Annotated in this window: 21 protein-coding genes and 1 pseudogene; 10 read left to right on the top strand and 12 right to left on the bottom strand. The window is 61.8% G+C overall.

Going from position 1 to position 23,164, the window contains the following annotated elements; genetic code table 11:
* Nucleotides 1-6: 6 nt before the first annotated feature.
* Both CFE428DRAFT_RS00670 and CFE428DRAFT_RS00665 read left to right on the top strand, forming a co-directional pair.
* Nucleotides 7-999 carry an SPFH domain-containing protein gene (locus CFE428DRAFT_RS00670; RefSeq protein WP_006977470.1) on the top strand — a complete coding sequence of 331 codons (993 nt, stop codon included), beginning with the start codon at nucleotides 7-9 and terminating at the stop codon, nucleotides 997-999.
* Complete coding sequence (locus CFE428DRAFT_RS00665) at nucleotides 996-1,913, top strand: SPFH domain-containing protein (protein WP_006977469.1); 918 nt, start codon at nucleotides 996-998, stop codon at nucleotides 1,911-1,913. Before CFE428DRAFT_RS00670 ends, CFE428DRAFT_RS00665 begins: the two co-directional genes overlap by 4 nt.
* A gap of 367 nt (nucleotides 1,914-2,280) precedes the next feature.
* Here the strand turns inward: CFE428DRAFT_RS00665 and CFE428DRAFT_RS32710 are convergent, their stop codons facing one another.
* The 9 genes and pseudogenes from CFE428DRAFT_RS32710 to CFE428DRAFT_RS32695 form a co-directional block, all read right to left on the bottom strand.
* Nucleotides 2,281-5,250 carry an outer membrane protein assembly factor BamB family protein gene (locus CFE428DRAFT_RS32710; RefSeq protein WP_006977468.1) on the bottom strand — a complete coding sequence of 990 codons (2,970 nt, stop codon included), beginning with the start codon at nucleotides 5,248-5,250 and terminating at the stop codon, nucleotides 2,281-2,283.
* Between the two features lie 9 nt (nucleotides 5,251-5,259).
* The gene (locus tag CFE428DRAFT_RS38585) at nucleotides 5,260-5,553 is read right to left on the bottom strand and encodes an SDR family oxidoreductase (RefSeq protein ID WP_006977467.1); all 294 of its coding nucleotides are present in this window, start codon (nucleotides 5,551-5,553) and stop codon (nucleotides 5,260-5,262) included.
* 34 nt (nucleotides 5,554-5,587) lie between these two features.
* Nucleotides 5,588-5,959 (bottom strand): annotated as a pseudogene (locus CFE428DRAFT_RS40825) (SDR family oxidoreductase); the annotation flags it as partial.
* Nucleotides 5,960-5,969: 10 nt separating this feature from the next.
* Complete coding sequence (locus CFE428DRAFT_RS00650) at nucleotides 5,970-7,052, bottom strand: Gfo/Idh/MocA family protein (RefSeq protein WP_006977466.1); 1,083 nt, start codon at nucleotides 7,050-7,052, stop codon at nucleotides 5,970-5,972.
* A 93-nt stretch (nucleotides 7,053-7,145) separates the two neighbouring features.
* The gene (locus CFE428DRAFT_RS00645) at nucleotides 7,146-7,988 is read right to left on the bottom strand and encodes a hypothetical protein (RefSeq protein WP_006977465.1); all 843 of its coding nucleotides are present in this window, start codon (nucleotides 7,986-7,988) and stop codon (nucleotides 7,146-7,148) included.
* 26 nt (nucleotides 7,989-8,014) lie between these two features.
* A complete protein-coding gene (locus CFE428DRAFT_RS00640) occupies nucleotides 8,015-9,409 on the bottom strand; it encodes a sulfatase (protein WP_006977464.1) in 1,395 nt (464 codons plus the stop codon).
* A gap of 200 nt (nucleotides 9,410-9,609) precedes the next feature.
* Nucleotides 9,610-10,770, bottom strand: a complete 1,161-nt coding sequence (locus CFE428DRAFT_RS00635; protein WP_006977463.1) for an alkaline phosphatase family protein — start codon at nucleotides 10,768-10,770, stop codon at nucleotides 9,610-9,612.
* Complete coding sequence (locus tag CFE428DRAFT_RS00630; protein ID WP_006977462.1) at nucleotides 10,758-11,732, bottom strand: rhamnogalacturonan acetylesterase; 975 nt, start codon at nucleotides 11,730-11,732, stop codon at nucleotides 10,758-10,760. The genes CFE428DRAFT_RS00635 and CFE428DRAFT_RS00630 overlap by 13 nt, the downstream gene beginning before the upstream one ends.
* 66 nt (nucleotides 11,733-11,798) lie before the next feature.
* Nucleotides 11,799-13,964, bottom strand: a complete 2,166-nt coding sequence (locus CFE428DRAFT_RS32695) for an adenylate/guanylate cyclase domain-containing protein (protein ID WP_006977461.1) — start codon at nucleotides 13,962-13,964, stop codon at nucleotides 11,799-11,801.
* A 249-nt stretch (nucleotides 13,965-14,213) separates the two neighbouring features.
* On the opposite strand from CFE428DRAFT_RS32695, the gene CFE428DRAFT_RS36550 reads away from it, so the two are divergent.
* From CFE428DRAFT_RS36550 to CFE428DRAFT_RS34895, 3 genes are all read left to right on the top strand, one after another.
* On the top strand, nucleotides 14,214-14,444 hold the full coding sequence (locus tag CFE428DRAFT_RS36550) for a hypothetical protein (protein WP_006977460.1): 231 nt from the start codon (nucleotides 14,214-14,216) through the stop codon (nucleotides 14,442-14,444).
* A gap of 51 nt (nucleotides 14,445-14,495) precedes the next feature.
* Entirely contained in the window at nucleotides 14,496-14,747 is a 252-nt protein-coding gene (locus tag CFE428DRAFT_RS00620; protein WP_006977459.1) for a hypothetical protein, read from the top strand.
* A 73-nt stretch (nucleotides 14,748-14,820) separates the two neighbouring features.
* Entirely contained in the window at nucleotides 14,821-15,156 is a 336-nt protein-coding gene (locus CFE428DRAFT_RS34895) for a type II toxin-antitoxin system VapC family toxin (protein ID WP_131989704.1), read from the top strand.
* An 11-nt stretch (nucleotides 15,157-15,167) separates the two neighbouring features.
* Here the strand turns inward: CFE428DRAFT_RS34895 and CFE428DRAFT_RS00610 are convergent, their stop codons facing one another.
* The 3 genes from CFE428DRAFT_RS00610 to pdhA all read right to left on the bottom strand — a co-directional run bounded on the left by CFE428DRAFT_RS00610 (nucleotide 15,168) and on the right by pdhA (nucleotide 18,668).
* Nucleotides 15,168-16,439: a pyruvate dehydrogenase complex dihydrolipoamide acetyltransferase gene (locus tag CFE428DRAFT_RS00610; RefSeq protein WP_006977457.1), complete on the bottom strand. Its 1,272-nt coding sequence runs from the start codon at nucleotides 16,437-16,439 to the stop codon at nucleotides 15,168-15,170.
* 174 nt (nucleotides 16,440-16,613) lie between these two features.
* Nucleotides 16,614-17,588: an alpha-ketoacid dehydrogenase subunit beta gene (locus CFE428DRAFT_RS00605; protein ID WP_006977456.1), complete on the bottom strand. Its 975-nt coding sequence runs from the start codon at nucleotides 17,586-17,588 to the stop codon at nucleotides 16,614-16,616.
* 3 nt (nucleotides 17,589-17,591) lie between these two features.
* Nucleotides 17,592-18,668 carry a pyruvate dehydrogenase (acetyl-transferring) E1 component subunit alpha gene (pdhA, locus tag CFE428DRAFT_RS00600; RefSeq protein WP_006977455.1) on the bottom strand — a complete coding sequence of 359 codons (1,077 nt, stop codon included), beginning with the start codon at nucleotides 18,666-18,668 and terminating at the stop codon, nucleotides 17,592-17,594.
* A gap of 523 nt (nucleotides 18,669-19,191) precedes the next feature.
* Between pdhA and lpdA the strand changes: the two genes are divergently transcribed.
* The 5 genes from lpdA to CFE428DRAFT_RS00575 all read left to right on the top strand — a co-directional run bounded on the left by lpdA (nucleotide 19,192) and on the right by CFE428DRAFT_RS00575 (nucleotide 23,013).
* The gene (gene lpdA / locus CFE428DRAFT_RS00595) at nucleotides 19,192-20,580 is read left to right on the top strand and encodes a dihydrolipoyl dehydrogenase (RefSeq protein WP_006977454.1); all 1,389 of its coding nucleotides are present in this window, start codon (nucleotides 19,192-19,194) and stop codon (nucleotides 20,578-20,580) included.
* A 66-nt stretch (nucleotides 20,581-20,646) separates the two neighbouring features.
* Complete coding sequence (locus CFE428DRAFT_RS00590) at nucleotides 20,647-20,979, top strand: DUF4404 family protein (RefSeq protein ID WP_157447393.1); 333 nt, start codon at nucleotides 20,647-20,649, stop codon at nucleotides 20,977-20,979.
* Nucleotides 20,980-21,045: 66 nt separating this feature from the next.
* Nucleotides 21,046-21,705, top strand: coding sequence for a hypothetical protein (locus tag CFE428DRAFT_RS00585; RefSeq protein ID WP_006977452.1), 660 nt, complete (start codon nucleotides 21,046-21,048; stop codon nucleotides 21,703-21,705).
* 14 nt (nucleotides 21,706-21,719) lie between these two features.
* Nucleotides 21,720-22,166 carry a GNAT family N-acetyltransferase gene (locus CFE428DRAFT_RS00580; RefSeq protein WP_006977451.1) on the top strand — a complete coding sequence of 149 codons (447 nt, stop codon included), beginning with the start codon at nucleotides 21,720-21,722 and terminating at the stop codon, nucleotides 22,164-22,166.
* 67 nt (nucleotides 22,167-22,233) lie between these two features.
* Nucleotides 22,234-23,013, top strand: coding sequence for a class I SAM-dependent methyltransferase (locus CFE428DRAFT_RS00575; RefSeq protein WP_006977450.1), 780 nt, complete (start codon nucleotides 22,234-22,236; stop codon nucleotides 23,011-23,013).
* The last annotated feature ends 151 nt before the right edge of the window (nucleotides 23,014-23,164 follow it).

Here is a 23,164-nt window from a genome sequence, read left to right as displayed (position 1 = left end):
CTTCTTATGGGTACTCTCCTCGGAATCGTGTTCGGATTCATCGCCTGGTTTCTGACCCGTTATCTCCTCGCGGGCCTTTTCACGGTCGACCAAAACGAACGGGCGGTGAAGACGATCTTCGGCCGCGCAGAACGTCTCGGTGACCAAACCACGCTCAACGATCCCATCGCCGAATCGCTCAACCCCGAAGAGCGCGAGCGGTACGTCTATCCGCAGGTCGTCGTCATCCCGGCGGGCGGCCCGTATTTCAAATGGCCGTGGGAACGCGTCTACAAAGTGACCGTCGCCACCCAGACACTGAACATGGCCTTCGATCCCGAAGACCCGAGCGCCAATGAAGGCGGCACCCGCATCAGCGCGGTGACCAAGGACCAGCTCGATACCGGTCTCACCGGGCAGATTCGTTACCGCGTCTCCGAGCGCAATCTCTACGCGTATCTCTTCGGCGTGAAACGTCCGATCGTCCACGTGATGGGCTACTTCATCAGCGTCTTGCGCGAGCGCATCGCCAATTTCACCGCACCGGCCACGCCGACCGAGACCGCACCGGAGGAAACCAGCGCTTCGGCTGGCGTCTCCGGCATTTCCATCAACGATCTGCGCAAAAATCTCTCCGCGCTGAACGAACACATGGAACACGAATGCCGGAGCTCGGCGGCGCGCTACGGCATCACCTTCGACGCCTCACTAATCACCGGCATCGATCCTCCCAATGAGGTCGAAAGTGCGCTGGCCGCGATCAATACCGCGCACAACCAGGTGAGCTCGGACATCTCGCTCGCGCAGGCTTCGGCGGACCAGAAGATCGTGCAATCCAGGCGCGCCGTGGAAATTGAAACGCTCAACGCCCAAGCCGAGGTCGAACCCTTGCGGGCGCTCTCCGATCAGCTCAATGCCCTGCGCGCCAGCGGGGCGGATGCGCTTGCCGCCTACCGAAGAAACGTTCGGCTCAAGCTCTTCAAACAAGCCAGCCAGGTCATCATGGAGGACAAAGAATGAACTTCATCGCTGCTGTCATATCAACGTTCGTCGGGCTCTTCATCATTGTCCCGATCATCTTCGGCATCCTGCGGGCGTTTGGTTTTTACACCATCGTCGAGGAAGGCCGCTGCCACGTCTATGTGCTCTTCGGCAAGGTCCTCGCGGTGCTCGATGAGCCGGGCATCTACTTCCTCTGGCTCAAGCTCGGCCCGGTCGCGCCGATCGTGAATTGGCTCGGCAAATGTCACGTGCTCGATCTGCGCCTCGACCAGACCTATCTGCGCAGCCAGCCGGTAAACAGCGAGGAGGGCGCGCCCATGGGCATCGGCGTCTGGTACGAAATGTTCATCAGCGATCCAGTCTCGTATCTCTTCAAGAACGCCGACCCGCGCGGCTCACTCAGCGCGAACGTCAGCAGCGCGACGGTCCGCACGCTCAGCAATCTGCCCCTCGCGCAGATGCTGGAGAATCGCCATCCGATGTCGCAGACCGTGCGCACCGAGGTGACGCCGAAATCGAACGAGTGGGGCTACAAGCTCGGCAGCGTCTACATTCGCAAAGTGCATTTCCGCGACGTTGGCATGATCCGCCAGATTGAAGCAAAGGTCGTGAATCGGTTGCGGCAGGTGACCAGCGCCATCAAGCAGGACGGCGCGAACCAGGTGAGCATCATCACCAGCACGGCCGAGCGCCAGGCGGCCATCGAGTTTGCGAAAGCCGCCGCCATGCGCCCGCGCATCGTCGGTGAAGCGCTGCAGAAAATCTCCACCGACCGCGAGATCCTCGATGCGATGTTCGAGATCCTCGAGATGCAGAAAATCGTCGAGGGCCAGGCCCGCATCAGTATCGTCCCGGCGAAGAGCGAGCTGCTAACGCAATTGCTCGTGTCGGAGAAAGCGGCGCTCGCCGGGGCTCCGCCGCTGTTGAAGTAGCGGTGAGAAGAGAACGCTCCGCTTTCATATCACGCGCTGTGAGCAGTCGCGCGAAGCGTTCCAAAAAAACTGTCATCCTGAGCGAAGTGTCCCGGCGGTAAAGGGGCGGGATACGTAGTCGAAGGACCTCCAATATCCACGGGCGACGGCGGCGGGAGAATGGGCGCGCGATCACGCGAAAGAGGTGGAAGCTCCGCGCGAAAACCCACCGAGGATTGAGGTTTGCCCCACAGTTCCATAGGCGTCTCGCAGACTCGGCTTTCGACTCCGCCCATGCTTCCCCGCTTCGCTCAGGATGACAGCATTTTGGGGCGCTTCGCGCTTCCCCTCACCGCGCCTGATGGGAACGCGGTGAGTTTTTTTCCCGCTACTTTGGCAACGCAAACGCCATCCAGGCATCCCCGGTGGGGCCACCAAGCTTCCCGCCGCCAGTCACCGGCACGACGATGAACTGTCGCCCATTCGCCTCATAGCTCGCGGGCGGCGCGGTGGAATGCAAAGGAAGCTGGTAGCTCCACAGCTCATCGCCATTGGAGGCATCGAATGCGCGCACCTTTTTGTCCCGCGTCCCACCGGCGACGATTACGCCGGTCGAAGTCAGCATGGCGCCGCCAAAATTTTCCTGCCCGGTTTTCGGCACACCTTTCTCCGCCAGCTCCGGATATTCCCCAAACGGCACCTTCCAGGCGATCTTGCCTGTGTTGAGATTCACACAGGTGAGCGTGCCCCACGGCGGCGTGCAGCCCGGATACCCTTGCGCGTCCTGCAACCGATTCCAGCCGCCGAAGGTCCACTTCGGCGGCGCCTTCGGATCGAGCGGCGGAATCGGGCGATCGCGGCAGAGCAGGAAATCGATGAGCGGCTTCACCTGCTCGGGCTTGAGTGCGGGCAGCATGGGCGGCATGGAGCCGCGGCCATTCTTGAGCTGTTCTAGAATCTGTTCCTCGTTGAGACGATGCCGCACGCCGCGTAAGGGCGGCGCGTGGCCGATGCCCTTGCGATCCGGGCCGTGGCAGGCGACACAGATGGTCATGTACGCTTGCTCGCCGGCCGTCGGCGGTTTCGCGGGCTCCGGGTCATCATCGCGGAAGGAAGTCACAAACCACGGGATCTCATTCGCCGTGACGTAGAGCATGCCGGTGCCCGGGTTCGCCGTCGCGCCGGTCCACTCCGCGCCTCCGTGGATGTTGAAAAGCAGCGTCGGTTTCGCCGGCTGAATGGACGGATACGCGCCGGTGTTTGCGCGCTGGATCACGGGCAGGACCACCGCCTGGACATCGGGCGAGGCGGGAATGTCGTTGGGCGTGAACGCCTGCCGCGCGAAAGGTTCGGGCAGCTCAGGCATCGGCTCGAACGGTGCGGCCTGGTCACCGGGCAGCAGCTCGGTCTTCACCCGCTTGAGACGATAGGGGAAGAGCGGTTTGCCGTTGGTGCGATCGAGCAGGAGCGTGTTGCCGAGCTTGGTCACTTGCGCGACGGCGTCGACCTTGATGCCGTTGCGCTCGACGGTCACGAGATTCGGCGGTGCGGGAATGTCCCAATCCCAGACGTCGTGGCGGATTTCCTGGAAGTGCCAGACACGCTTGCCGGTGAGCGCATCGATTGCGATGACGCAATCGCCGAAGAGATTGTCGCCCGTGTGATTCATGCCGAGGTAGTTCGGCTTCGGCGAACCGGTCGAGATGTAGGCAATGCCGCGCGATTCATCGAGCGCCATGCCGCCCCAGCAATTGGCGCCCTGCTCGAGATGGCTCCACGTGTTGTGGCCGTATTCGCCCGGCAACGGCTTGGTGTGAAAGGTCCACAGAGGCTCGCCGGTGCGCACGTCGTAGCCGAAGATGTCGCCGAGATAACCCGCGACGACGAGCACATCGCGATAGATGGCACCAACGGCGGTCGCGGCCGTGGGAATGTCAGTGCGACCATTCTTGCCGAAGGAATCGATGACCTTCCCGGTCTGCGGATCGAGGGCGTAGATCCAGTTGCCTGCTCCGAAGAGCACCCGCGCGCGGTTGTCGCCGTCGCCTTTCCAATAGAGCAAGCCGCGCCGCGCCGGCTGATCTTCGAGTCGCTTGCCCTGGTGCTCAGGGGTGAAGCGCCACAGCTCGCGACCGGTTGTGGCGTCGAGCGCGACGATGTTCCAGCCGCCGGTGGGGGCGAACATCACACCGTCGACGATGATCGGGTTGCACTGGATATTCGAAGTGCCGTCGCCGGAATGGTAGGTCCACGCCATCTCCAGCTTGCCGACATTCGCCTTGGTGATCTGCTTGAGCGTGGTGAAACGGTTCGAGGTTTCGCCGCCGAGCGAGCGCTCCCATTTCCGCATATCCGTGTCCGCCGGCCAGCCGTTGGCGCGCGTGAGTTCATCATCAGTTGCGGCGGGGATGATGAGCTCGTCGCCGTCGCTCTTGTCGCCGGCGATGGGCGGCCAGGCGGGCGCTCTCCACGAACGCGGCACGGGCTGCGGCGTACGCTGGCCGTGGAGCAGACCGTCCAGCCAGGCGAGACCATCGAGATTGTCCTGCAAGCGTGCCTCCGCGTCTTCGCCGGTGTGATTGAGAACGCCGATCGGGCCCTGCCAGCCGCTATCGCGAATGGTGCGCAGCAATTGCAGGTCGAGATCGCCCTGGCCGATCGGGACGATCTGGCGACCGATCTTGTTGCCGTCGCGGAACATGCCGTCGAGGTTGATCGCCAGCAGATACGGCTTCATTTTTTCGAGCAACTCCGGGAAGCGATCGAGCTGCGAATGGCCGTGATGAAAGTTGTAAACGAGGCCGACGTTGTTCACGCCGTCCTTTTTCAACTGCTCGATGATCGCGATCTCGTTCTCCGGCTCGCCGAACCATTGCTCATGATTGTAGAGCCCGACCTTGCAGCCGATCTGCGCCGCGGCCTCGGCGATGAGTCGGATGCGCTTCGCCTCCGTGTCCACGCGTTGCGCTTGCTCCTCGGGTGATTTCGTCGGCGCGCCGCCGCCGGTGACCCACAGCTGTGGGTGCACATGGTGGCGCTGGAAGAGTTCGAGCGCCTTCTTCGCTTCGTCGTTCAGTGTGTTGGGGAACCACCAGGCATCGAGCGAAATGCCGTGACGCTTGAGCGCGTCGAGTTCATCGCCCCAAGTCGGGATTTGCTCGGCGCGATAGTCGTAGGCGAAATGCTTGAGGCCGAGTTTCTCCAGCATTTCCGCCCGGGCCTCGGGGCCGCGCTTCATGCCATCGAAAGGCACGATGCACCACGCCATGAGATTATCTTTGGCGAAGAGATCGGGATCGGACTCCGCCAGGGCGGGCAGGCTGAGCGTGAGCAGGACGGCGAGACAGCGGCGGAACATAACTCCTCCTCAGCGAGGCCGCACGATCATCTCTTCGATGATCACCCGCGAGGGAAGATTGATGGCCAGCAGAGCGCATTCGGCGATGTCCTCGGGCTGCATCATCTTCGCGCGGGCCGTGGCGTCGGGGACGACCGGGCGCTTGGCGAGGATAGGCGTATCGATGTCGCCGGGGAAAATCGCGCAGGCGCGCACGCCGCGGCCACGTTCCTCGGCGTTGATCGCCGAGGTCAGGCCGGCCATGCCGAATTTCGAAATGACATAACCCGGGCCGGCCTTGGGGCGACGCCGCTTTGCCGGCATCGGAGACAATATTCACAATCGTGCCAGATTCGCGTTCGCGCATCTGCGGAAGGAACGCCTGCACGCAGTAATAAGCGCCATTGAGATTGGCGTTCATCATCTCGTGGTAATCGCCGAGCGAGAGCACTTCCAAGGCGCGGTTCGGCACGTTCGTGCCGGCGGCATTGACGAGCGCTTCCACGCTGCCGAATTCCGCGAGCACGCGCTTGCCCATCTCGGCTACGTCTTCGGCCTTGCCGACATCGCAGGGGATGACCAGCGCGCCGGGAACTTGCGCGGCGACGGATTCGAGAGGTTCGCGGCGGCGGCCGAGCAGGGCGACGCGCCAACCTTGTTTGCCGAGAGCGATGGCGACGGCGGCGCCCACGCCACTGCCGGCGCCGGTGATGACTGCGGTTTTTTCCATAGGGATGCGATTAGGTATTGGGCAGGTTGACCCACGCCTGGATCTCGGCCGAATGCACCGCGGCGTCGATGACCGCCTGGGTTTGCATACCTTCGCGGAAGCTCGGCACGCACGGGCGCTGATTACGAATGGCGTCGATGAATTCGAACGCCTGGTCATAGCGGAAAGTGATGAGCGGATCGCCCTGCTGCGGATCCCGCGGGCTGCCCGGCCACACCCAGAATTCGCGAGGCACGGCGAGCGGCGCGAGGCCGGGGCCCCCGGCCTTGCCGTGGAGCAACTCGTTCCATTTGCCGGTGGTAAATTCGAATGTGGCTTCGCTGCCGTTCAGCTCCACCCAGTCGAGGCTGCGCCAGCTTTCATTGCGGCCACTGGCCAGCTTTGAGCTCTCCAGCACGCCAGTGGCGCCGCCTTCGAATTCCGCGAGGATCGCCACCCAATCGTCGAGATCGCTCGGCTGTCCGCCGCGCTCGGTGATGAGGATGCGCATATTCGCCACGAGTCGCTGGATCGGGCCGATGAGGAATTGCGCGAAATCGATCCGGTGCGAAAGCATGTCGCCGAGCTCGCCGGTGCTGGCCAGGGCCTTCACCTGGCGCCAGCCGAGGTTGCGCTTGCCCCAGTCCTGCAGGCGGCAGGAGCGATAGTGATACGGCAGGCCGAGGTCGCCCTGCTTGATGAGGTGGCTGAGATAACGCATCGCCGGGACGAAGCGATAGGTGAACGCCGTCATGTGGCGGACGCCCGCGGCATCCGCGGCGTCAGCCATTCCTTTCGCCTCGGCGTAAGTCATGGCGATGGGCTTTTCGCAAAGCACATGCTTGCCGGCGGCGATAGCCGCGTGGGCGATGGGGCCGTGGGAAATATTCGGCGTGGCGATGATCACCGCCTGCACGTCGTCGCGCTTGACGATTTCCTCGTAGCTGGTCGACGTGACGTTGATGCCCGTGTCGCGGCTCGCCTTTTCCAACGTCGCGGGATTGTTGTCGCAGAGAGCAACGACGCGCGTGTCCTTGCAGAGCGCGAGGCCGGGGAGATGATTTTGCAGCGTAATTCCGCCGCAACCGATGATGGCAACGCCAATGGTATTCATGAAGGTGGAACGGTGTTTGTCGCAACAGCGCGCCGCTGCCGCAAGCCGGAAGGTGCGGGGTGGATCGCGGGCGCAATGGCCGTAACCCCGCTGCTAGTGAACCTGTTCCGGGAAATCCTTCTTATAACGGGCCAGGAGCGCGTCTACATCGTTGGGCACGAGATAGATCTTCCCACGGATATTCTTCGTCTCCCCCGGTTGCAGCCCGCCGAGACGGAAATCCGCGTGTAGACAACGGGCGACGCCCTGGAAGAGCTCCTGATACGGCTCCCACGCGGTGGCGTAGACCACTTTGTCATCGCTGCTGAAGCAGCCGACGAGGCCATTGCTCGGCACCAGCGGATTCAGCGGGCGCGGATTGACGTCGGTGCGCGGGACATTGGCCGGACACCAGACTTGTCCGGGAACGTAACGCGCTTGCGTGGCCCATTGCGGGGTGGGCAGGTGGGTCAGTTTGCCGTCGATGAAGAGAAAGCATTTGGGCAGGTAGTCGTCGGCGTTGCCGGCCGTCTTTTCATCCATGCCGAGAAACTTGCTGAGCCGTACGCAGGGTTGCGCCCAATGCGCTTCGCTCCGTGTGCTGCCGGGATTATGCGCGACGAGGTGGAAGTCCACTTCATCCGGCCCAGCGGTGATGGTGTGGTCGACGGTCACGCCGTCTTCCAGCGTGTCGCGGAGCTTCATTACGCGCGCATCGTCGCTGAGGGAGACGAGCTCGGAGGTGTGCTTGACGACCGTGTGCTTCCCCCAATCCGCATCCGTCGAACCCGCACGACAATAGGCTTCGAGATAGTTGATCCGAATCTCGCCGCCGGGAATCTGCGCGCCGCGGATGACGAGGAAGTTGCCCTCGCGAGCCAGCGTGAGAGACGGTTCGGCGGCGAAGCCGGTGAGACAGGCAAAGAAGAGGGCAGCCGCGGTGAGGAGAGACTTCATATGCTGGTGACCCACGAGACGGGGAATTATTCAGCCTTCTTTTTCTTTCCGCCGCCCTTGTCGCCGCCGATGTCGGGATGGTTTTCCGTCGGGAGGTATTTGCCGAGCTCTGCCTTCTCTGCGGCAAACTCCGGTTTCATCGCGAGGTTCGTCCATTCGTTCGGGTCTTCGGAATCGTGGTATAGCTCCTCGTCCCCATTGGCGTAGCGGATGTAACGCCAGTCCTCCGTGCGCACGGTATGGTTGTCGAAAAGATATGTGGTCAGCGCGGGCTGATCCCACGCCGACTTCGGGTCTGCGAGCAGGGACCGGATGCTCTTGCCCTGCACGTGCGAGGGAATCGGCAGGCCGCACAGGTCGCAGAGCGTGGGATAGATCGTCATGAAATCGATGGTGCGTTCGCAGCGGCCACCCGGCTTCGTGACGCCCGGCGCGACCCAGATCAGCGGTGCGTGCGTCGCTTCTTCCCAGAGTGCGAATTTCCGCCAATGCTGCTTCTCGCCGAGGTGCCAGCCGTGATCGCACCAGAGCACGATGATGGTGTTATCCTTGTAAGCGCTCTTGTCGAAAGCATCGAGGAGCCGGCCGATATTCATGTCGGTGTAGGCGGTGGCGGCGAGATAGCCCTGGATGGCGTTCTTCCATTTGCCGGTCTTTAGCATCTCCGCGTGATCGCCCCACGGCTTGGCCATCTTGATGCCGGCTGGCGGCACATCATCGAGATCGCTCTCGCTATAAGGCGGCAGCTCGATGTCCTTGAGCGGATACATGTCGTAATACTTGCGCGGCACGTTCCAGGGCATGTGCGGCTTGTGCAGGCCGCAGGCGAGGAAGAAGGGTTTGTCGTGCTTCTTGCCGAGCTCGGCGATGGCGTAGTCCGTGATTTTCCAGTCAGCGAGTTCGTCGTCGCGGCAGTCGAGTGGTGCGAACCGAATCCCGCTGGTGCCTTCATTCTGAGCGTCGGTTTCGGCGCCGCGTTTGCCTTCGTTGGCGAGATAATCGTCCCACTCGCTGCGGCGCGGATAGGCCTCATGGTAGATCTTACCTGCGCCGCAAACGTAATATCCACCCTGACGGAAGACTGTGGTGAGGGTGAGATTTTCGGGAATGACGGTGCGCCAGTCGTTGTTGTTTTCGTAGACGCCGCTCGTGAAAGGACGCAGGCCGCTCATCAGCGCGGCACGGGAAGGATTGCAGACCGGAGCGGCGCAATAGCTCTTCATGAAGCCGATCCCGCGCGCGGCCAGCCGATCGATGTTCGGTGTTTTGGAAGCGGGATATTTGCCGATATACCCGACCCAATCGCGCAGATCGTCAACGGCGATGAAGAGGACGTTGGGCTTTGCCGGAGCGTCCGCGGCAAAGGAGCCGCTGACAATGAAGGCAAAGAACGAGAGCGCGAGAAGGGGAACGGCTTTCATGATCCATGAAACCGCGTTTCCTCCCGGTGGTTGCGCGGAGGGAGTTTACTCGAGCTTAGAGACCGTGAAAAAAGTGCCCGCGAATCACGCGAATGACACGAATGGAGTGTTTTTCATTGGCGTCATCTGTGTGATTCGCGGGCCAAATAATCTCGCTGCCACTCTATTCTATCTTCGAGAGCGCCTTCCTTTTTGGGCAATCAGGGCGCGAGGATTTCTTTCAACGCGTGCCCTTCCACATTGGGCAGGGACAACCCTAACAGCTCCGCAATCGTCGGCGCGACGTCGCGGTTGTGAATCTGCCCAAGCTTCGTTCCCGGCTTGATGCCATACCCCGCGGCGATGAAGACACCGTCGAGCTCCGGATCGCCGGCCAGATAACCATGAGTCCCGTAGTAGCCCTTCGGATCGCCGTTGGCTGCATCGCCATCCACTTTGGCCTGGAAGGCGTAGCCGGCCTTCGCGGTGAGGATGAGATCGCCGGTGCCCTGATTCTCCGCGGGCGTGGGGATATCGATGCTATGGGCGTTCGTCCCGTCGATGACCTTGTCCACCCCTTCCAACCCAGCGCAGATTTCCTTGAGCTTCGGCAGCAACGCCGCGCGTTTCGTCGGATCAGTCACGTAGACGAAAGCGAGCCCGCCTTCGGGAACCACATAGGCATCGCACTTCTTCACCGTCGCGCCCTGCGCTTCGATGAGCCCCGCCTTGCGCAACGCGACATTCGGCCAGATGCCCGTCTTCACTTTTTTGAAGCCGTGATCGGTGGTGATGATGACGGTCGTCTTGTCCTTCATCCCCGCGGCATCGATCGCCGCGAGGAGGTCACGGATTTGATAATCCACCAGCGCGTAACCGGCATAGCTCGCCATGCTCCCAGGTCCATCCGCGTGATTGAGCGCGTCGGTGTTGAGATAGTGCATGAGCATCAAATTCGGCCGATGCTGGGTGAGAATGTGAATTGCCGCCTGGTTCCACATCATGTCGCGCCACGCGGGGCTCTTGCCGTGGATGAAATTGCGCAGGTCGTTTTCCGTGAGCACACCTTTGGCCACGAGCTCGCGCGGGATCGCACCCGTGGGCTTGGGGACTTCGAGGAATTCGTAGTCGATGGTGCCGGAATTGAGAATGGCCACCCAATCGACCTGCCCGGTCTTCAGCCCCGCCTGATGAGCGACATCATAGATCGTGGGCACATGCACGAGTTCGGATTTGTCGTGCCACGGCTCGATGATCGGTGGCTGGTCGTTGCCCTCGCGAACGAGCAGGCCATTGAAGAGCACGCCATGCTTGATCGGTCCCACGCCGGTGACGAGCGTGGTGTGGCAGATCCAGGTGATCGACGGATTCACCACCTGCATGCTCTGCGCTTCCGCGCCTTTTCGGCGGCGAGTTTTCGGAGCGTCGGAACGGGCAGGGCCGGGTCGTGCCAGAGCCAGGCGGGGAAGCCGTCGATGGTGATGAGGATGACCGTCCGGTCCTTGGCCGGAATCGGTGCGGCCATCGAAGTCGTGGCGGCAAGGGCGAGAGTCAGCGCGAGGGCGAAACAGGAGCGGAGCAATTTCATGGCAGGATGGAAACTTGGAGGAACGTGCCCGGTTATTTCGCGAGATGCGTGGCGAGCTCCGGTGCGACCTTGCGCAATTTCATCGGCGACCAGCGGGGCGATCATTTCGCCGCCGCGTTCATTGAGGTGCGTGCCGTCGAGCGACCCTGGGGTCTTGCCTTCGGGCTCCATCGGCTTCACGCCCTCGGGACCCAGCTTTTCCACGAGTTCCTTGCTGCGGGCATGGAGGTCGACCAGCGGCACGTGTTTCTCCTCCGCGACTTTTTTCATCGCGGCGACATAAGGCTCGAGGTCCACGCGCAGATGCTGTTTGTCCGGCTGAAAAGTGCGGCGCACCAGGGAGGTCACGAGCACCGGTTTCGCTCCGATGGCTCGCGCCTCATCCACATAGCGGATGAGGTTCGCGCGATAAGTCGTTTCGGGGTCAGTCTCGCGATTGGGCCCTTTGCCCGGCTGATCGTTGTGACCGAATTGGATGAGCACCCAATCCGGCTTCAGATCGAGCGCCTTTTTCCAATTGCCGCCATCGAGAAAACTCTTCGAGCTCTGCCCGCCGCGCGCTGCATTGATGCACTCCACATCCGGCGCGAGCAGCTTGATGAACGCCGTGCCCCAGCCGCTCTTCTCGGCCACGGTGGAATCGCCCACGAGGACGACCCGGAGCTTGTGGTCGGCCTTGGACGCGGGTTCGGCGGCCAGGGCCACGCTGGCGCAACAAATCAAGAATAGCGTAATGAGAAAGACACGGCGGGACATGCTGGGAGAGAGTTGTTTTGCGGGGAATTCTTAGAAGGCGTACGCCGATACGATGAGGATGCCGCGCTACTTCGTCTTTGATACATACACGCCATCCCACCCCTCCGCCGGCGGTTCCTCCAGATACCCACGGCACCGTCCCAACAGGGCGGCGCTGGGAGGATCACTCTGCTGTCCCGACAGGATCTCGATCGCCCCGGCGAAATCCCGCGTGGAATACGCGGCGAATGCCTTCTCGTAGAGCGCCACAGTCTCTCGCAACTCGCCGGCCTCGCCCTTCACCCCGAGCAATTCGAAAATCCGAATCGCCTCGCTCTTGCCCTTCACCGCCACGCGATCCAGCAGGCGAAAGACAAAATCGTCGCCGCAGTGGTTCACCACCGTCTCGCTGACGATGATGCTGGTGCCGTACTGTTTGTTCAGTCCTTCGAGCCGTGAGGCGAGATTCACGGCGTCGCCGATGGCGGTATAGTTCATGCGGTCGCGCGCGCCAAAGTGCCCGATCAGGGCCGGCGCGCAATGTAACCCGAAGCGTGTGCCGAAGGCCGGCCACGTGCCCCAGTCCGCGGATTGTGCGAGCCGGGCGCCGGCTTCACGACAACGTAACGCGGCGCGGCAGGCCATGCGGGCATGATCCACCACTGGTTCCGGCGCGTTCCAAAAAGTCATGATGGCGTCGCCGATGAACTTGTCGATCGTCCCGCCGCATTCGCGCTGGATGATCCCCGCCATCACCTCGAGATAGCGCCCGAGGGCATCCGCCAGCTCGTTGGGCTGCAGTCGCTCGCATAGCGTGGTGAAGTCCTTGATGTCGGTGAACATGATCGACACTTCCAATGGCTCCGCGCCGAGCATCGGTTCGCTCTTTTCGCGATAGAGCCGGCGGACGAGATCGATCGGCACATACTTGCTCATCGCCCGCATTGCCGCCTTCGCCTTCTCCTGGCTCTCCAGCACATCGATGACATCGCGGAAGGGAGAGCTCGGCGGTGCCGGCGTGAAGTCGAAGGCATTCATTTTCAAGCTCTCGTGCGTGATTTGCGCCTGCGCGCGCCGCACACCTTGCAGAATCAAGCCGCCGCAAATCACGAGCAGGATCATCACGCCGAGCAGCACGGCCAGCAGCCGCTCGCGCATTGCCGCGAGTTGCCCAAAGTAAAACGCCCGCGGCACCACGATGCCGATGACCCAGTCCTGCGTTTGCGGACGTGGCAATGCGCGGAACGTGGCGATGTATTCCTCACCGTTCGCCCGAAATGTCCCCGAGACGCTCGTCTCGCTCGCCACCGCCTCTTTCAAAATAGCGTTGTGGACCGCGGCGCGAATCTCCGCTGACAGGCCCTCCGGCGCGATGCGCAAATCATCGCCGTCTTCCCGCAAGTGATCCGTCGGTGCCAGGCCGGTGATCAGCCGCCCGTCTTCATCGCAGATGAAAGTGAGGTGTGGATCGCGTTGTCCGTTCGCCTGGTTTGGCGGGTGGGATTTTTCTCGTCGAGATGCCGCGCCAGCAAACCCGCGCGGAGGACGCCGATAAAGCGGCCAATCGGCATCGGTGATCGCCTGCTGCACGCTCACCTCCACGCGGCGCTGTGCCTCGGGGAGATCGGCATCGAGCTGCGACCAGTGCAGATCGCTCCACACCGGGCGCCCGTGAAAATCCTGGCGCGCCGGGGTGGTGAAGGTCAGGTGAGTCGTGGGATCGGGAAGGTTGCCACCCGTCTCTCGCACCCACGGCACAGAGGCAAAGGCGGTCTTCGCCCCGAGGTCGCGCCGGTCCGCGACGAAGGCGCCGTGCTCTTGATACACGTGCCGGCAGCGCTCGCGATCTTCGCTGAGGCGGATCACGCTCCATTGTCCACGCGGCTCGGCGGCCAGTTTCACATCGCCATTGGCGTCGAAGCCCTGTTCATCGCCATAGGTGAAGGTCAGTTCGCCGAGGTCGCTGTCCGCGAGCAGCAGGGAGACCAGCGCGGGTTCGACCGAGTGTCCATCGTGCGGATCGAGAAGACCCTGCTCCACTTCGCGCTGGAATTGCCAGGTCGTCGCCGGCGCTTCGTTCAGGAATTGTGTGATGCGCTCGCTGATCACGCTGCTCACCTGGTTGCGGATGCGTTCGGAGCTGCGCGTGATCGTCTCCCGCGAGCTCGACGACACGAGTTGGAAGAGCAGCGCGAGAATCACGATCAAACCCACGAGGCTGAAGGCGAAGACCTGTCCGAAAGTGGGTTTCACGAGACCCTTCCATGCCCCAAGAGCCGCGGCGTGACGACGCCAAAATGACGAAGCAGAACCGCCGCTCCTGGCCACTCGGGGGTTTCAACGCAGAGGCGCCGAGACGCAGAGAGAAGCTGACGAGACAGGCGAGCGAGGTGGTGGGCGGTTGCTGACCTCGCTTTCTTTGCGTCTTAAATAACTTGGCTATACGCCTTTACGTATGGTCGATCCACTGCGATTTGCATCGAATCGGAGCTCGAGCGCACCATGGTCCTCGACGGTTCGACCTCGGCAACTCCTCCAGTCACGACGCGCGGAACATGCCGATTGTCCTCGCGGGCGGCGGTTTCAAACACGGCCAGCACCTGGCCTTCGACCCGCAAAGCCCCGCCGCCACTCAGCAATCTCTACGTGCAGATGCTCCGCCGCCTCGGCATGGATACGAGCACCTTCGGCTCAGCGGAGGCGACGAGTATTCCGGGGTTCGACGCCGCCTAATGTGTGCGCGTGCGGCTTGCGACATCTTCACGGCCATGGCATTCTTCCGGTATGAGCACGTTGACGATCGAGTTGACCGACGACCTGGCCGCTAGGTTGGCGGCTGCCAGCGCTCGTCAACAGGTGCCGGCCGCGCAGGTCGTGCAGGAAGCTTTAGCCAAAGCACTGCCCGCACTTCCCGAGGGGAAATCGCTCTACGACGCCATGATGGAGATGGGGGCCATTGGCTGTTTTGATAGCGGGGTCACCGACCTGGCCACCAATCCAAAATACATGGAAGGGTTCGGTCAGTGGCAGCCCTGATCCTGGCGGATGCAGGTCCACTCGTCGCGTTGCTGGATCGTCGCGAGGAACATCATCGCTGGCTTTGGACCAAGTGAAGAAAATCGCTCCGCCAATGTGGACATGCGGAGCGGTGCTTTGCGAAACCTGTTTTCTTTTGAGGCGACATCCGGAGGCTGTCGCCCGGCTTCACGATTTGATTGGCAATGGCATCATTTGCTCTGTCGCGGAGCCGAATACGCTTTGGGTACGTGCGCTCGCTTACATGCAGCGCTACGCGAACGTTCCCATGTCTTTTGCCGATGCCTGCTTGGTTGCGTTTGCTGAGGAAAGACCCGGAGCGAAAATCTTCACGCTGGACAGCGATTTCCTCGTATATCGGCGCGGAAATGGCGAGCGGCTTGAGCTGTTTGCGCCATTTGCGGAGTAAGAGCGGATCGCCTACAGCAACAGCAAATACGGGCTCTCGACCAGCTTCCGTAGCTCGGCGAGGTATTGCGCTCCGACAGCGCCGTCGACGACGCGGTGATCGGCGCTCAGGCCGATGGCCATGCGCTGGCCGGCGACGATCTCGTCCTTGGCGTTGACGACCGGTTTCTTGACGATCGCGCCGACGCTGATGATCAGCGATTGCGGTGGGTTGATGATCGCGGAGAAACTTTCAATGCCGTAGCTGCCGAGGTTCGAGACGGTGATGGTGCCGCCGGCGTATTCGTCGGGCTTGAGCTTTTTCGAGCGCGCGCGGGTGGCGAGGTCTTTGACCGCTTCGCTGATCTCGCGCAGCGATTTCTTCTGCGCTTCGCGGATGACCGGCGTGACGAGGCCTTCCTCGACGGCGACGGCCACGCTGAGCTGGATGTTGGCGTATTGAATGATGGAGTCACCGGCAAAGCTGGCATTCACCGCAGGCACTTTTTGCGCGGCGGCGATTACCGCCTTGAGGACGAAATCGTTGACCGTGAACTTCGGGCCACCGGCGGTCTCGCTGGCGGCGTTCGCTTCGGCGCGGAATTTCATCAGCGGGCCGGCGTCGACTTCGATGTTCAGGTAGAAATGCGGGATCGTCGTCTTGCTGGTGAGCAAGCGTTCGGCAATGACGCGGCGCATGCCGCTGAGCGCGATCTTCTGGTCGCCCGCACCGGCCGGCATCGCGGCGACGGGGGTGGCAGCCGAGGCCTTTCCGGCGGAAGCGCCACCGGCAGGAGCACCTTCCACGTCTTTCGCCACGACACGGCCGCCAGGGCCGGTGCCGGCGAGGCCGGAGAGCTCCACGCCCTTTTCTTTGGCGATCTTCTTGGCCAGCGGCGAGGCTTTCACCCGTTCACCGGTCTTCGCGGCGGGAGTGGGAGCCGGCGCCGAGGTCGCTTTGCTCGCGCTCGCCCGGCTGGCGGCCTCCGGCGCGGCGGTTTCTTCCTTGGCGGCTTTCGGTTTGGGAGATTCGGGAACGGGTGCGCCTTCGGCCGGCGGCTTTTCGCCCTTTTGCAGCAGCAAGCCGATCTTGCCGCCGACCGGGGCTTTGCCGCCTGCGGCGATGAGGTGCTTGTGGAGGATGCCGTCGTCGAAGGCTTCCATTTCCATCGTTGCCTTGTCGGTCTCGATTTCCGCGATGACGTCGCCGGTTTCCACTTTGTCTCCCTCGTTCTTACGCCACTTCACGACCGTGCCCTCGGTCATGGTGTCGCTCAGCTTCGGCATTTCGATGTAGATGGCCATGTTCGGATGATTTGGAAAGTTACAGCCGAGCACTAAAGCGGCGGTCCGGGTGGGAGACAAGTACTCAGCGCTCTCTGCGTTTAAATTGCCCTCGGCTGCTAAAGAGGGCGCGCGAATTCTTTGCAGTCCCCTTGGGGGGCAAGCCAAGGGGCTTGGTCCTGACAGTGTGCGCCCTTAGCAGATGCTCAGCACCTTTGCGATCACGTCCTGCGGACGCGGGAGCTGCTTCGGCTCGACCTTCGGCGAATAGATCGCCGGGGCATCGAGCGAGGTGACGCGCAGCACGGGCGCGTCGAGATCGTCGAAAACTTTTTCCTGAAGCATCGCGGCGATCTGGGCGCTGACGCCACAGAACGGCTTGTTCTCGTCGACGAGCACCGCGCGGTGCGTCTTGCGGACGCTGGCCAGGATGGTCTCTTCATCGAGCGGACGAATGCTGCGCAGGTCGATGACTTCGGCATCGATATCGTGCTCGGCGGCGAGCAACTCGGCGGCCTTCAGCGCGGTGAGCGCGGCGCGACCGTGGGCGATGAGCGTCACGTCCTTGCCCTCCTTCTTGATGTCGGCTTTGCCGAGCGGGATGAGATATTCTTCCTCCGGCACTTCGCCCTTCTCGCCGTAGAGGAGCGTGTTCTCCATGAACATCACCGGATCGTTGTCGCGAATGGCCGTCTTCATCAGGCCTTTCGCGTCGTACGGCGTTGCGGCGCTCACGACCTTGAGGCCGGGGATATTGGCGAGCCAGTTTTCCGGGGTGTGCGAGTGCGTGGCGCCGACGTTGGTGCCGCCGTTCGCTGGGCCGCGAATGACGATCGGGCAATTGATCAGGCCGCCGCTCATGTAGCGAATCTGCGCGGCGTTATTCACGATTTGATCGTAAGCCACGGTGCAGAAGCTCCAGAACATCAGCTCGATGACCGGCCGCAGGCCGAGCATGCTGGCGCCGATGCCCATGCCGATGAAGGCGGCTTCGGAAATGGGCGTGTCGACCACGCGCTTGTCGCCAAACTGCTTCCACAGCCCCTTGGTCACTTTATAAGCGCCGTCGTACTGGGCGACTTCCTCGCCCATGAGGACGACATTCGAGTCGCGCTCGATTTCCTCGGCGAAGGCTTGGTTCAGTGCGTCGCGATATTCAATGAGTGCCATGGATCAATCGTGGAAAAAGTGTTTGCCCGTGCGGCCCGCTTCGGTCTGGCGATCGACCTCGAAATAGACATCCTCGAAAATGGCGCCGTCTTCCGGCAGCGGACTGTCTTCGGCGTATTGCACGCTGGCCTTGGCCTCGGTCTTGGCGTCTTCGCTCAACTTCTCGAATTCTTCCTCGGTGAGGAGGCCTTCGCCAATGAGCCGGCGCTTGAAGAGCTGGATGGGGTCGTGGTCCTTCTTGTAAGTCTCAATCTCGTCGTTCGGACGATAGCCGCCCTTGTGGTTCGCATCGGCGACGGAGTGGCCGTAGTAACGATAGGTGTCGAGCTCGAGGATGGTCGGCTTGGAGCTGTTGTGCGCGCGTTCAATGGCCGTCTGCACCGTGGCGCGGACCTCGTAGATGTCTTCGCCGCCCGCCTGCGCCCAATCGACAAGAAAAGCCTCGCCGCGTTGGGCGAGGCAATCTTTGACAACGGAAGAACGCTCCAGGCTCGTTCCCATCGAGTATTTGTTGTTCTCAATGATGTAGACGACCGGAAGCTCGAACAGGGAGGCCATGTTCAGCGACTCGTAGAAGCAACCCTGGTTCACGGCGCCATCGCCGAGGAAGCAGAGCGCCGCGCCTTTGAGGCCCTTGTATTTCAAGCCATAAGCGAGGCCGAGGCCCAGCGGAGTCTGGCCGCCGACGATGCCGTGGCCGCCCCAGAAATTCTTGTCCGGCGCGAAGAAGTGCATCGAGCCGCCTTTGCCTTTCGAGCAGCCGGTGGCCTTGCCGAAGAGCTCGGCCATGCATTCATTCATCGCCATGCCGACCGCGAGGGCGTGGCCGTGGCAGCGATACGCCGTGATGACGTGGTCGTTGTCGCCCATCAGCGAGCAGGCGCCCATCGCGACCGATTCCTGGCCGATGTAAAGATGGAGAAAGCCCCCCATCTTCGCGCTGTTGTATTGCTTCAGCGCCTCCTGTTCGAAGCGTCGGATGCGCAACATGCCGCGCAGCAAGTCCAACTTCTGCTCTTTCGAGAGCTTGGAGTTGATGGGCGCGGAGGCGTAATCTTTGGCTTTAACGGCTGTTTCCATATTGGGAGGCTGCAAGAGCGGCTGTCTGATGTAATCGCGTGTCGTGAATTGTGCAACTCTCAATAGTTTTGCGCCGTAAAATCAACAGTTCATGCGCCTTAAGTGCGCAATTTTTGATCATCGGTGCCGCCAATTTGCCAGAATCGGTCATTTTGACCACGAATGGGTGCCAAGAGACGCGAATGGAAGAGGATGTGCCCGAAGTCGGGTGGGGGAGTTTTGACCACGGATTACGCGGATTTCACGGATTTTTAAGAATTGGGGCAGGCCGGAGAATCCGTGAAATCCGCGTAATCCGTGGTCGCCCTTCTGGCGGGGTGAGTTTTGGGACACTCTCTGGGGCGCGCCATCTTCTCTTCGCGTTCATTCGTGTCCATTCGTGGTTTCACTTGTTTTTGGATCCGCGGCGGAATCTTTGCCCAACTTTTCCTTTTGACGCCCCTGCCGTCGCGCCCGCATGTTCGCACGCTTTCGCAGCGGGCAGTGGCTCGACTGCTGTGCTAGATTTTTCATTCCTGATTTTATGGCCAACTACGATCTCATCGTCATCGGCGCCGGTCCGGCCGGCTACGTCGCTGCCATCAAGGCGGCGCAACTGGGCAAAAAAGTCGCCTGTGTCGACAAGGACCGCACCGGCGGCACCTGCAACAACTACGGCTGCATTCCCACCAAGGCGCTCCTCAAGAACGCCGAGCTCTTTCACACCATGAAGCACCGCGCGGCGGAATTTGGCTTCAAGATCGAGGGCCTGAGCTACGATTGGGACGCCATCTTCAAGCGCTCCCGCACCGTGTCCGAAAAGGGCAGCGCGGGTGTCGACTTTCTCTTTAAGAAGAACAAGATCGATAACCTCCGCGGCGAAGCCTCGATGGACAAGGCGGGCGAGGTGAAGGTGAAATCCGCCGACGGCAAGACCGAGACGCACACGGCGAAGAACGTGCTCATCGCCACGGGTTGCGTGTCGCGTCCGCTGCCGGGCCTCGATTTTAAAGGCACCACGGTCATCGGCTCGAAGGAAGCGCTCGCGCTGCCCCACCAGCCGAAATCGATGATCATCATCGGCGCCGGCGCCATCGGCGTGGAGTTCGCCTATTTCTTTAATGCCTACGGCACGAAAGTGACCGTCGTCGAGATGCTGCCGAATCTGCTCCCCGTCGAAGACACCGAAGTGTCGCAGGCGCTGGAGAAGTCGTTCGCCAAACAGGGCATCACCGTCCTCACGAATCACAAGACGACCAAGACCGAGGTGAGCGATTCGGGGGTGAAGATCACCGTCGCCGACGCGAAGAACGTGGAAAAGGTCATCGAGGCCGAGACCGCGCTCGTGGCCATCGGCGTTTCGCCGGTGCTGCCCGGCGGCTCACTCAAGTTCGAGCTCGTGAAGGGCTATCTCAAGACGGACGACCGTTACCAGACCAGCGTGCCCGGCGTTTACGCCGCGGGCGACATCATTGGGCCGCCGTGGCTCGCGCACGTCGCCAGCTACGAAGCCGTGCAGGCGGTGGAAGGGATGTTCGATCCGAAACACCAGCCGAAGAAGGTCACCACCTTTCCGGGTTGCACCTACTGCCAGCCGCAAGTCGCGAGCGTTGGTCTCACCGAACGCGCGGCCAAGGAAAAGGGCCTGAAGTACAAAGTCGGCAAATTCCCGTTCATGGCGCTGGGCAAGGCCCGCGCCATCGGCGAGCCCGACGGCTTTGTGAAACTCATCGTCGGTGAACCGCACGGCGAAATCCTCGGCGCGCACATCATCGGCTCCGAAGCCACGGAGATGATCGCTGAGCTTGGCCTGGCCATCACCCTCGAGGCCACGATCGACGAGATCGAAGAAACGATCCACGCGCACCCGACGCTCAGCGAAGGCGTGAAGGAAGCCGTCGAAGTCGCCGCGGGCCACGCGATCCATATTTAAGATTCATCCGCGCTCGCGACAGTTGGCGAGTGCCTCACTTGGAGCTATAGGTTTCTACGCATGGACATGATCCCCGAACGTATTGCCCAAATCGAAGCGACTCTGCGCAGCGCCGCCAATATCCCGGACGGCACGCGGCAGGAATTGCTCGATTTGCTGGCTGGGTTGAAGGCCGAAGTGGCGCCGCTCGTCAAAACGCATAGCGAGTCTGCGCAACAGATCACTGGCAGCGCCGATGCGGCCGTCCAGGCGGCCGTGCACCGCGGGGAGCAGCCCGAGCAAGCCGCCCAGGCGGTCGAAGGGCTCGCCGCCTCCGTCCGCGACTTCGAGGCCTCGCATCCGCGGCTCGTCCAGATCGTCGATCGCCTCGCCGTCACGCTTTCCAACATGGGGATCTGAAGTATCTGCGCCCGCTGAGAAAATCAGCGTGGCAAAATACGCGCCTCCGCTTATTTTCCCGATCGCATGGAAGTAGTGCCCATTGATATTTTTGGCGTCCACGTGGACGTGCCCTTTGCCGCCCCGCTTGGTTTCAAGCAGGCGGACCTCGAAGATTTCGGCGCGAAGGTTTGTGACCCGAACAAGGGCATTGGCCTGCGCCCCGATCAAATTCGTCTCAAGAAGTGGGACGAACTCTATGGCTACGAGCTGTCCGCCCAGTTCTTCGGCGAGAATGGCACGCTCAGCCGGACCGCCGATCGCATCAAGGTCGGTGTGCGCAATGCCCGCACGGCCGGCGATTGGACGATCATCCAGCAGACCCTGCAGCGTTTCTACGCGCTCATGGATTTCCCGGAGACCACGGTCACCGCGCTCTCCACCCACGTGCACGCCAAGTTCCCGACCACCGAGGAACGCGACGGCTGGCTTGGGCATTTTTCTTACAGCCCGCTCGTCGGCCGGCCGGCCACGCTCGGCTACGTGCAGATCGCCGATTGGGAAAAGGAAATCCGCGTGCTCATCGAGCAGTCGAACGCCGTGCCGGATTCCGTTTTCGTCATGTGGGACACGCAGTTCACCAATTTGCAGGATTGGGAGACCTTCCTCATGAGCATCATGACGATGATGGAAAATGCGGTGAACATTTTCGATCTCGGGTTCGAGCCGCTCCGCGAGCGGGTCTAAATTCCCGGGCGACTGTGTCCGCCTTTACGCGCACTCACGGCGAGTACGAAATCTCCGACGATCCCACGCGCCTCGATCTCGAGGCTGTGGAGCGATTGCTGCACGGCACGTATTGGGCCGCGCAACGGCCGCGCGAGGCCATCGAGAAATCCATCGCGCGTTCGATCAGCGTCGCCGCGTATTATCGCGGTGCGTTGGTCGGCTTCGCCCGCATCGTGACCGATGGGGTGACCATCGCCTGGATCTGCGACGTGGTGATCGATGAAGCGCACCGCGGCACGGGGCTTGGCAAAGCCTTGGTCGAGGCGGTGGTGACGCACCCGGAGATTGCGGATGTCCGGCAAATCCTCGCCACGCGCGATGCGCATACGCTCTACGAGAAATTTGGGTTCGAGCGATCAGGGGATGTTTTTCTGACGAAGAACTTCTTTCGAAATTTCGTGCCGAAGCCAGGCGAGTGAAAGGGCGGCGGAAGTTTTAGAAATTCCCCCGCTTGCCCGCAGCGTTGGTGAGGCGGACTCTACGCGCATGAAACTCGATGCTGTCCAGCAAGCTGCCCAGGAACAATTCGCCCGGCAAAGCCGCAACTACGGTCGCTCGCACATTCTCGCGGATGTCTCGGATGTTCAGGCGGGGCTCGAGAAAATCAATTTGCCGCCGGTGGCACAGGTGCTCGATGTCGCCACGGGCGCGGGGCACACCGGTTTGTATCTCGCCAGCCTGGGGCATCAAGTGACCTGCACCGATCTCGCCGCGCCGATGCTCGATCGCGTGCGTGAAGCGGCGCAGGAACGCGGGCTGAGCGTGGAGACGCGCCAGCATCCGGCGGAAGAATTTCCCTACGCCGAGGCCAGCTTCGATCTCGTGACTTCGCGTGTCGCGCCGCATCACTTCAGTTCACCGGAATCGTTCATTCGCGAGACCGCTCGCGTGCTGCGGCCGGGCGGCTGGTTTTTGCTCATCGATGGTAGCGTGCCGGATGATGCCGAGGAAGCGGAGGAGTGGCTGCATCAAGTCGAGAAGCATCGCGATCCGAGCCATCATCGGCTGCTCTCGCCGCGGGCGTGGACGCGGTTGTGTGAAGCGAGCGGATTGCGCGTGCAGAGCGCGGAGTTGAAGACGTTCAAGCAGCCGGATCTCGAGTGGTACTTTGAAACCGCGGCGACTTCGCCCGAAAATCGGAAAGCCGTACGGGATTTGATCGCGAATGCACCGGCTTCAGTGCGCGAAACGTTTCGCCTCGGCGAGGAAGAGGGGAAGATTGTTTGGTGGTGGCCGCGGCTTACGCTGATCGCGCGGCGTGAGTGAAGGCGCGGAGCGTCCAAAAACCAATCGTCATCCTGAGCTTGCGAAGGACCTCTGATCTCCCGTGGGCGGAGGCGGAGGAAAAGCAGACGCGTGGTCACGCGAGTGTTTGGCGAAGCTCCGCACCGCCTCCGCCCACGAGAGATCAGAGGTC

Origin of the sequence: Chthoniobacter flavus Ellin428, from assembly GCF_000173075.1 — a bacterium.
Taxonomy (GTDB): Bacteria; Verrucomicrobiota; Verrucomicrobiia; order Chthoniobacterales; family Chthoniobacteraceae; genus Chthoniobacter; species Chthoniobacter flavus.
This window is presented reverse-complemented; position numbering and strand designations above follow the sequence as displayed.

What these genes read in the sequence shown, in the direction of transcription:
- CFE428DRAFT_RS00670 (WP_006977470.1), top strand. Translation starts at nt 7, where the DNA reads ATGGGTACTCTCCTCGGAATCGTGTTCGGATTCATCGCCTGGTTTCTG.
- CFE428DRAFT_RS00665 (WP_006977469.1), top strand. Translation starts at nt 996, where the DNA reads ATGAACTTCATCGCTGCTGTCATATCAACGTTCGTCGGGCTCTTCATC.
- CFE428DRAFT_RS32710 (WP_006977468.1), bottom strand. Translation starts at nt 5,250, where the DNA reads ATGTTCCGCCGCTGTCTCGCCGTCCTGCTCACGCTCAGCCTGCCCGCC.
- CFE428DRAFT_RS38585 (WP_006977467.1), bottom strand. Translation starts at nt 5,553, where the DNA reads ATGCCGGCAAAGCGGCGTCGCCCCAAGGCCGGCCCGGGTTATGTCATT.
- CFE428DRAFT_RS00650 (WP_006977466.1), bottom strand. Translation starts at nt 7,052, where the DNA reads ATGAATACCATTGGCGTTGCCATCATCGGTTGCGGCGGAATTACGCTG.
- CFE428DRAFT_RS00645 (WP_006977465.1), bottom strand. Translation starts at nt 7,988, where the DNA reads ATGAAGTCTCTCCTCACCGCGGCTGCCCTCTTCTTTGCCTGTCTCACC.
- CFE428DRAFT_RS00640 (WP_006977464.1), bottom strand. Translation starts at nt 9,409, where the DNA reads ATGAAAGCCGTTCCCCTTCTCGCGCTCTCGTTCTTTGCCTTCATTGTC.
- CFE428DRAFT_RS00635 (WP_006977463.1), bottom strand. Translation starts at nt 10,770, where the DNA reads ATGCAGGTGGTGAATCCGTCGATCACCTGGATCTGCCACACCACGCTC.
- CFE428DRAFT_RS00630 (WP_006977462.1), bottom strand. Translation starts at nt 11,732, where the DNA reads ATGTCCCGCCGTGTCTTTCTCATTACGCTATTCTTGATTTGTTGCGCC.
- CFE428DRAFT_RS36550 (WP_006977460.1), top strand. Translation starts at nt 14,214, where the DNA reads ATGGTCCTCGACGGTTCGACCTCGGCAACTCCTCCAGTCACGACGCGC.
- CFE428DRAFT_RS00620 (WP_006977459.1), top strand. Translation starts at nt 14,496, where the DNA reads ATGAGCACGTTGACGATCGAGTTGACCGACGACCTGGCCGCTAGGTTG.
- CFE428DRAFT_RS00610 (WP_006977457.1), bottom strand. Translation starts at nt 16,439, where the DNA reads ATGGCCATCTACATCGAAATGCCGAAGCTGAGCGACACCATGACCGAG.
- CFE428DRAFT_RS00605 (WP_006977456.1), bottom strand. Translation starts at nt 17,588, where the DNA reads ATGGCACTCATTGAATATCGCGACGCACTGAACCAAGCCTTCGCCGAG.
- pdhA (WP_006977455.1), bottom strand. Translation starts at nt 18,668, where the DNA reads ATGGAAACAGCCGTTAAAGCCAAAGATTACGCCTCCGCGCCCATCAAC.
- lpdA (WP_006977454.1), top strand. Translation starts at nt 19,192, where the DNA reads ATGGCCAACTACGATCTCATCGTCATCGGCGCCGGTCCGGCCGGCTAC.
- CFE428DRAFT_RS00590 (WP_157447393.1), top strand. Translation starts at nt 20,647, where the DNA reads ATGATCCCCGAACGTATTGCCCAAATCGAAGCGACTCTGCGCAGCGCC.
- CFE428DRAFT_RS00585 (WP_006977452.1), top strand. Translation starts at nt 21,046, where the DNA reads ATGGAAGTAGTGCCCATTGATATTTTTGGCGTCCACGTGGACGTGCCC.
- CFE428DRAFT_RS00575 (WP_006977450.1), top strand. Translation starts at nt 22,234, where the DNA reads ATGAAACTCGATGCTGTCCAGCAAGCTGCCCAGGAACAATTCGCCCGG.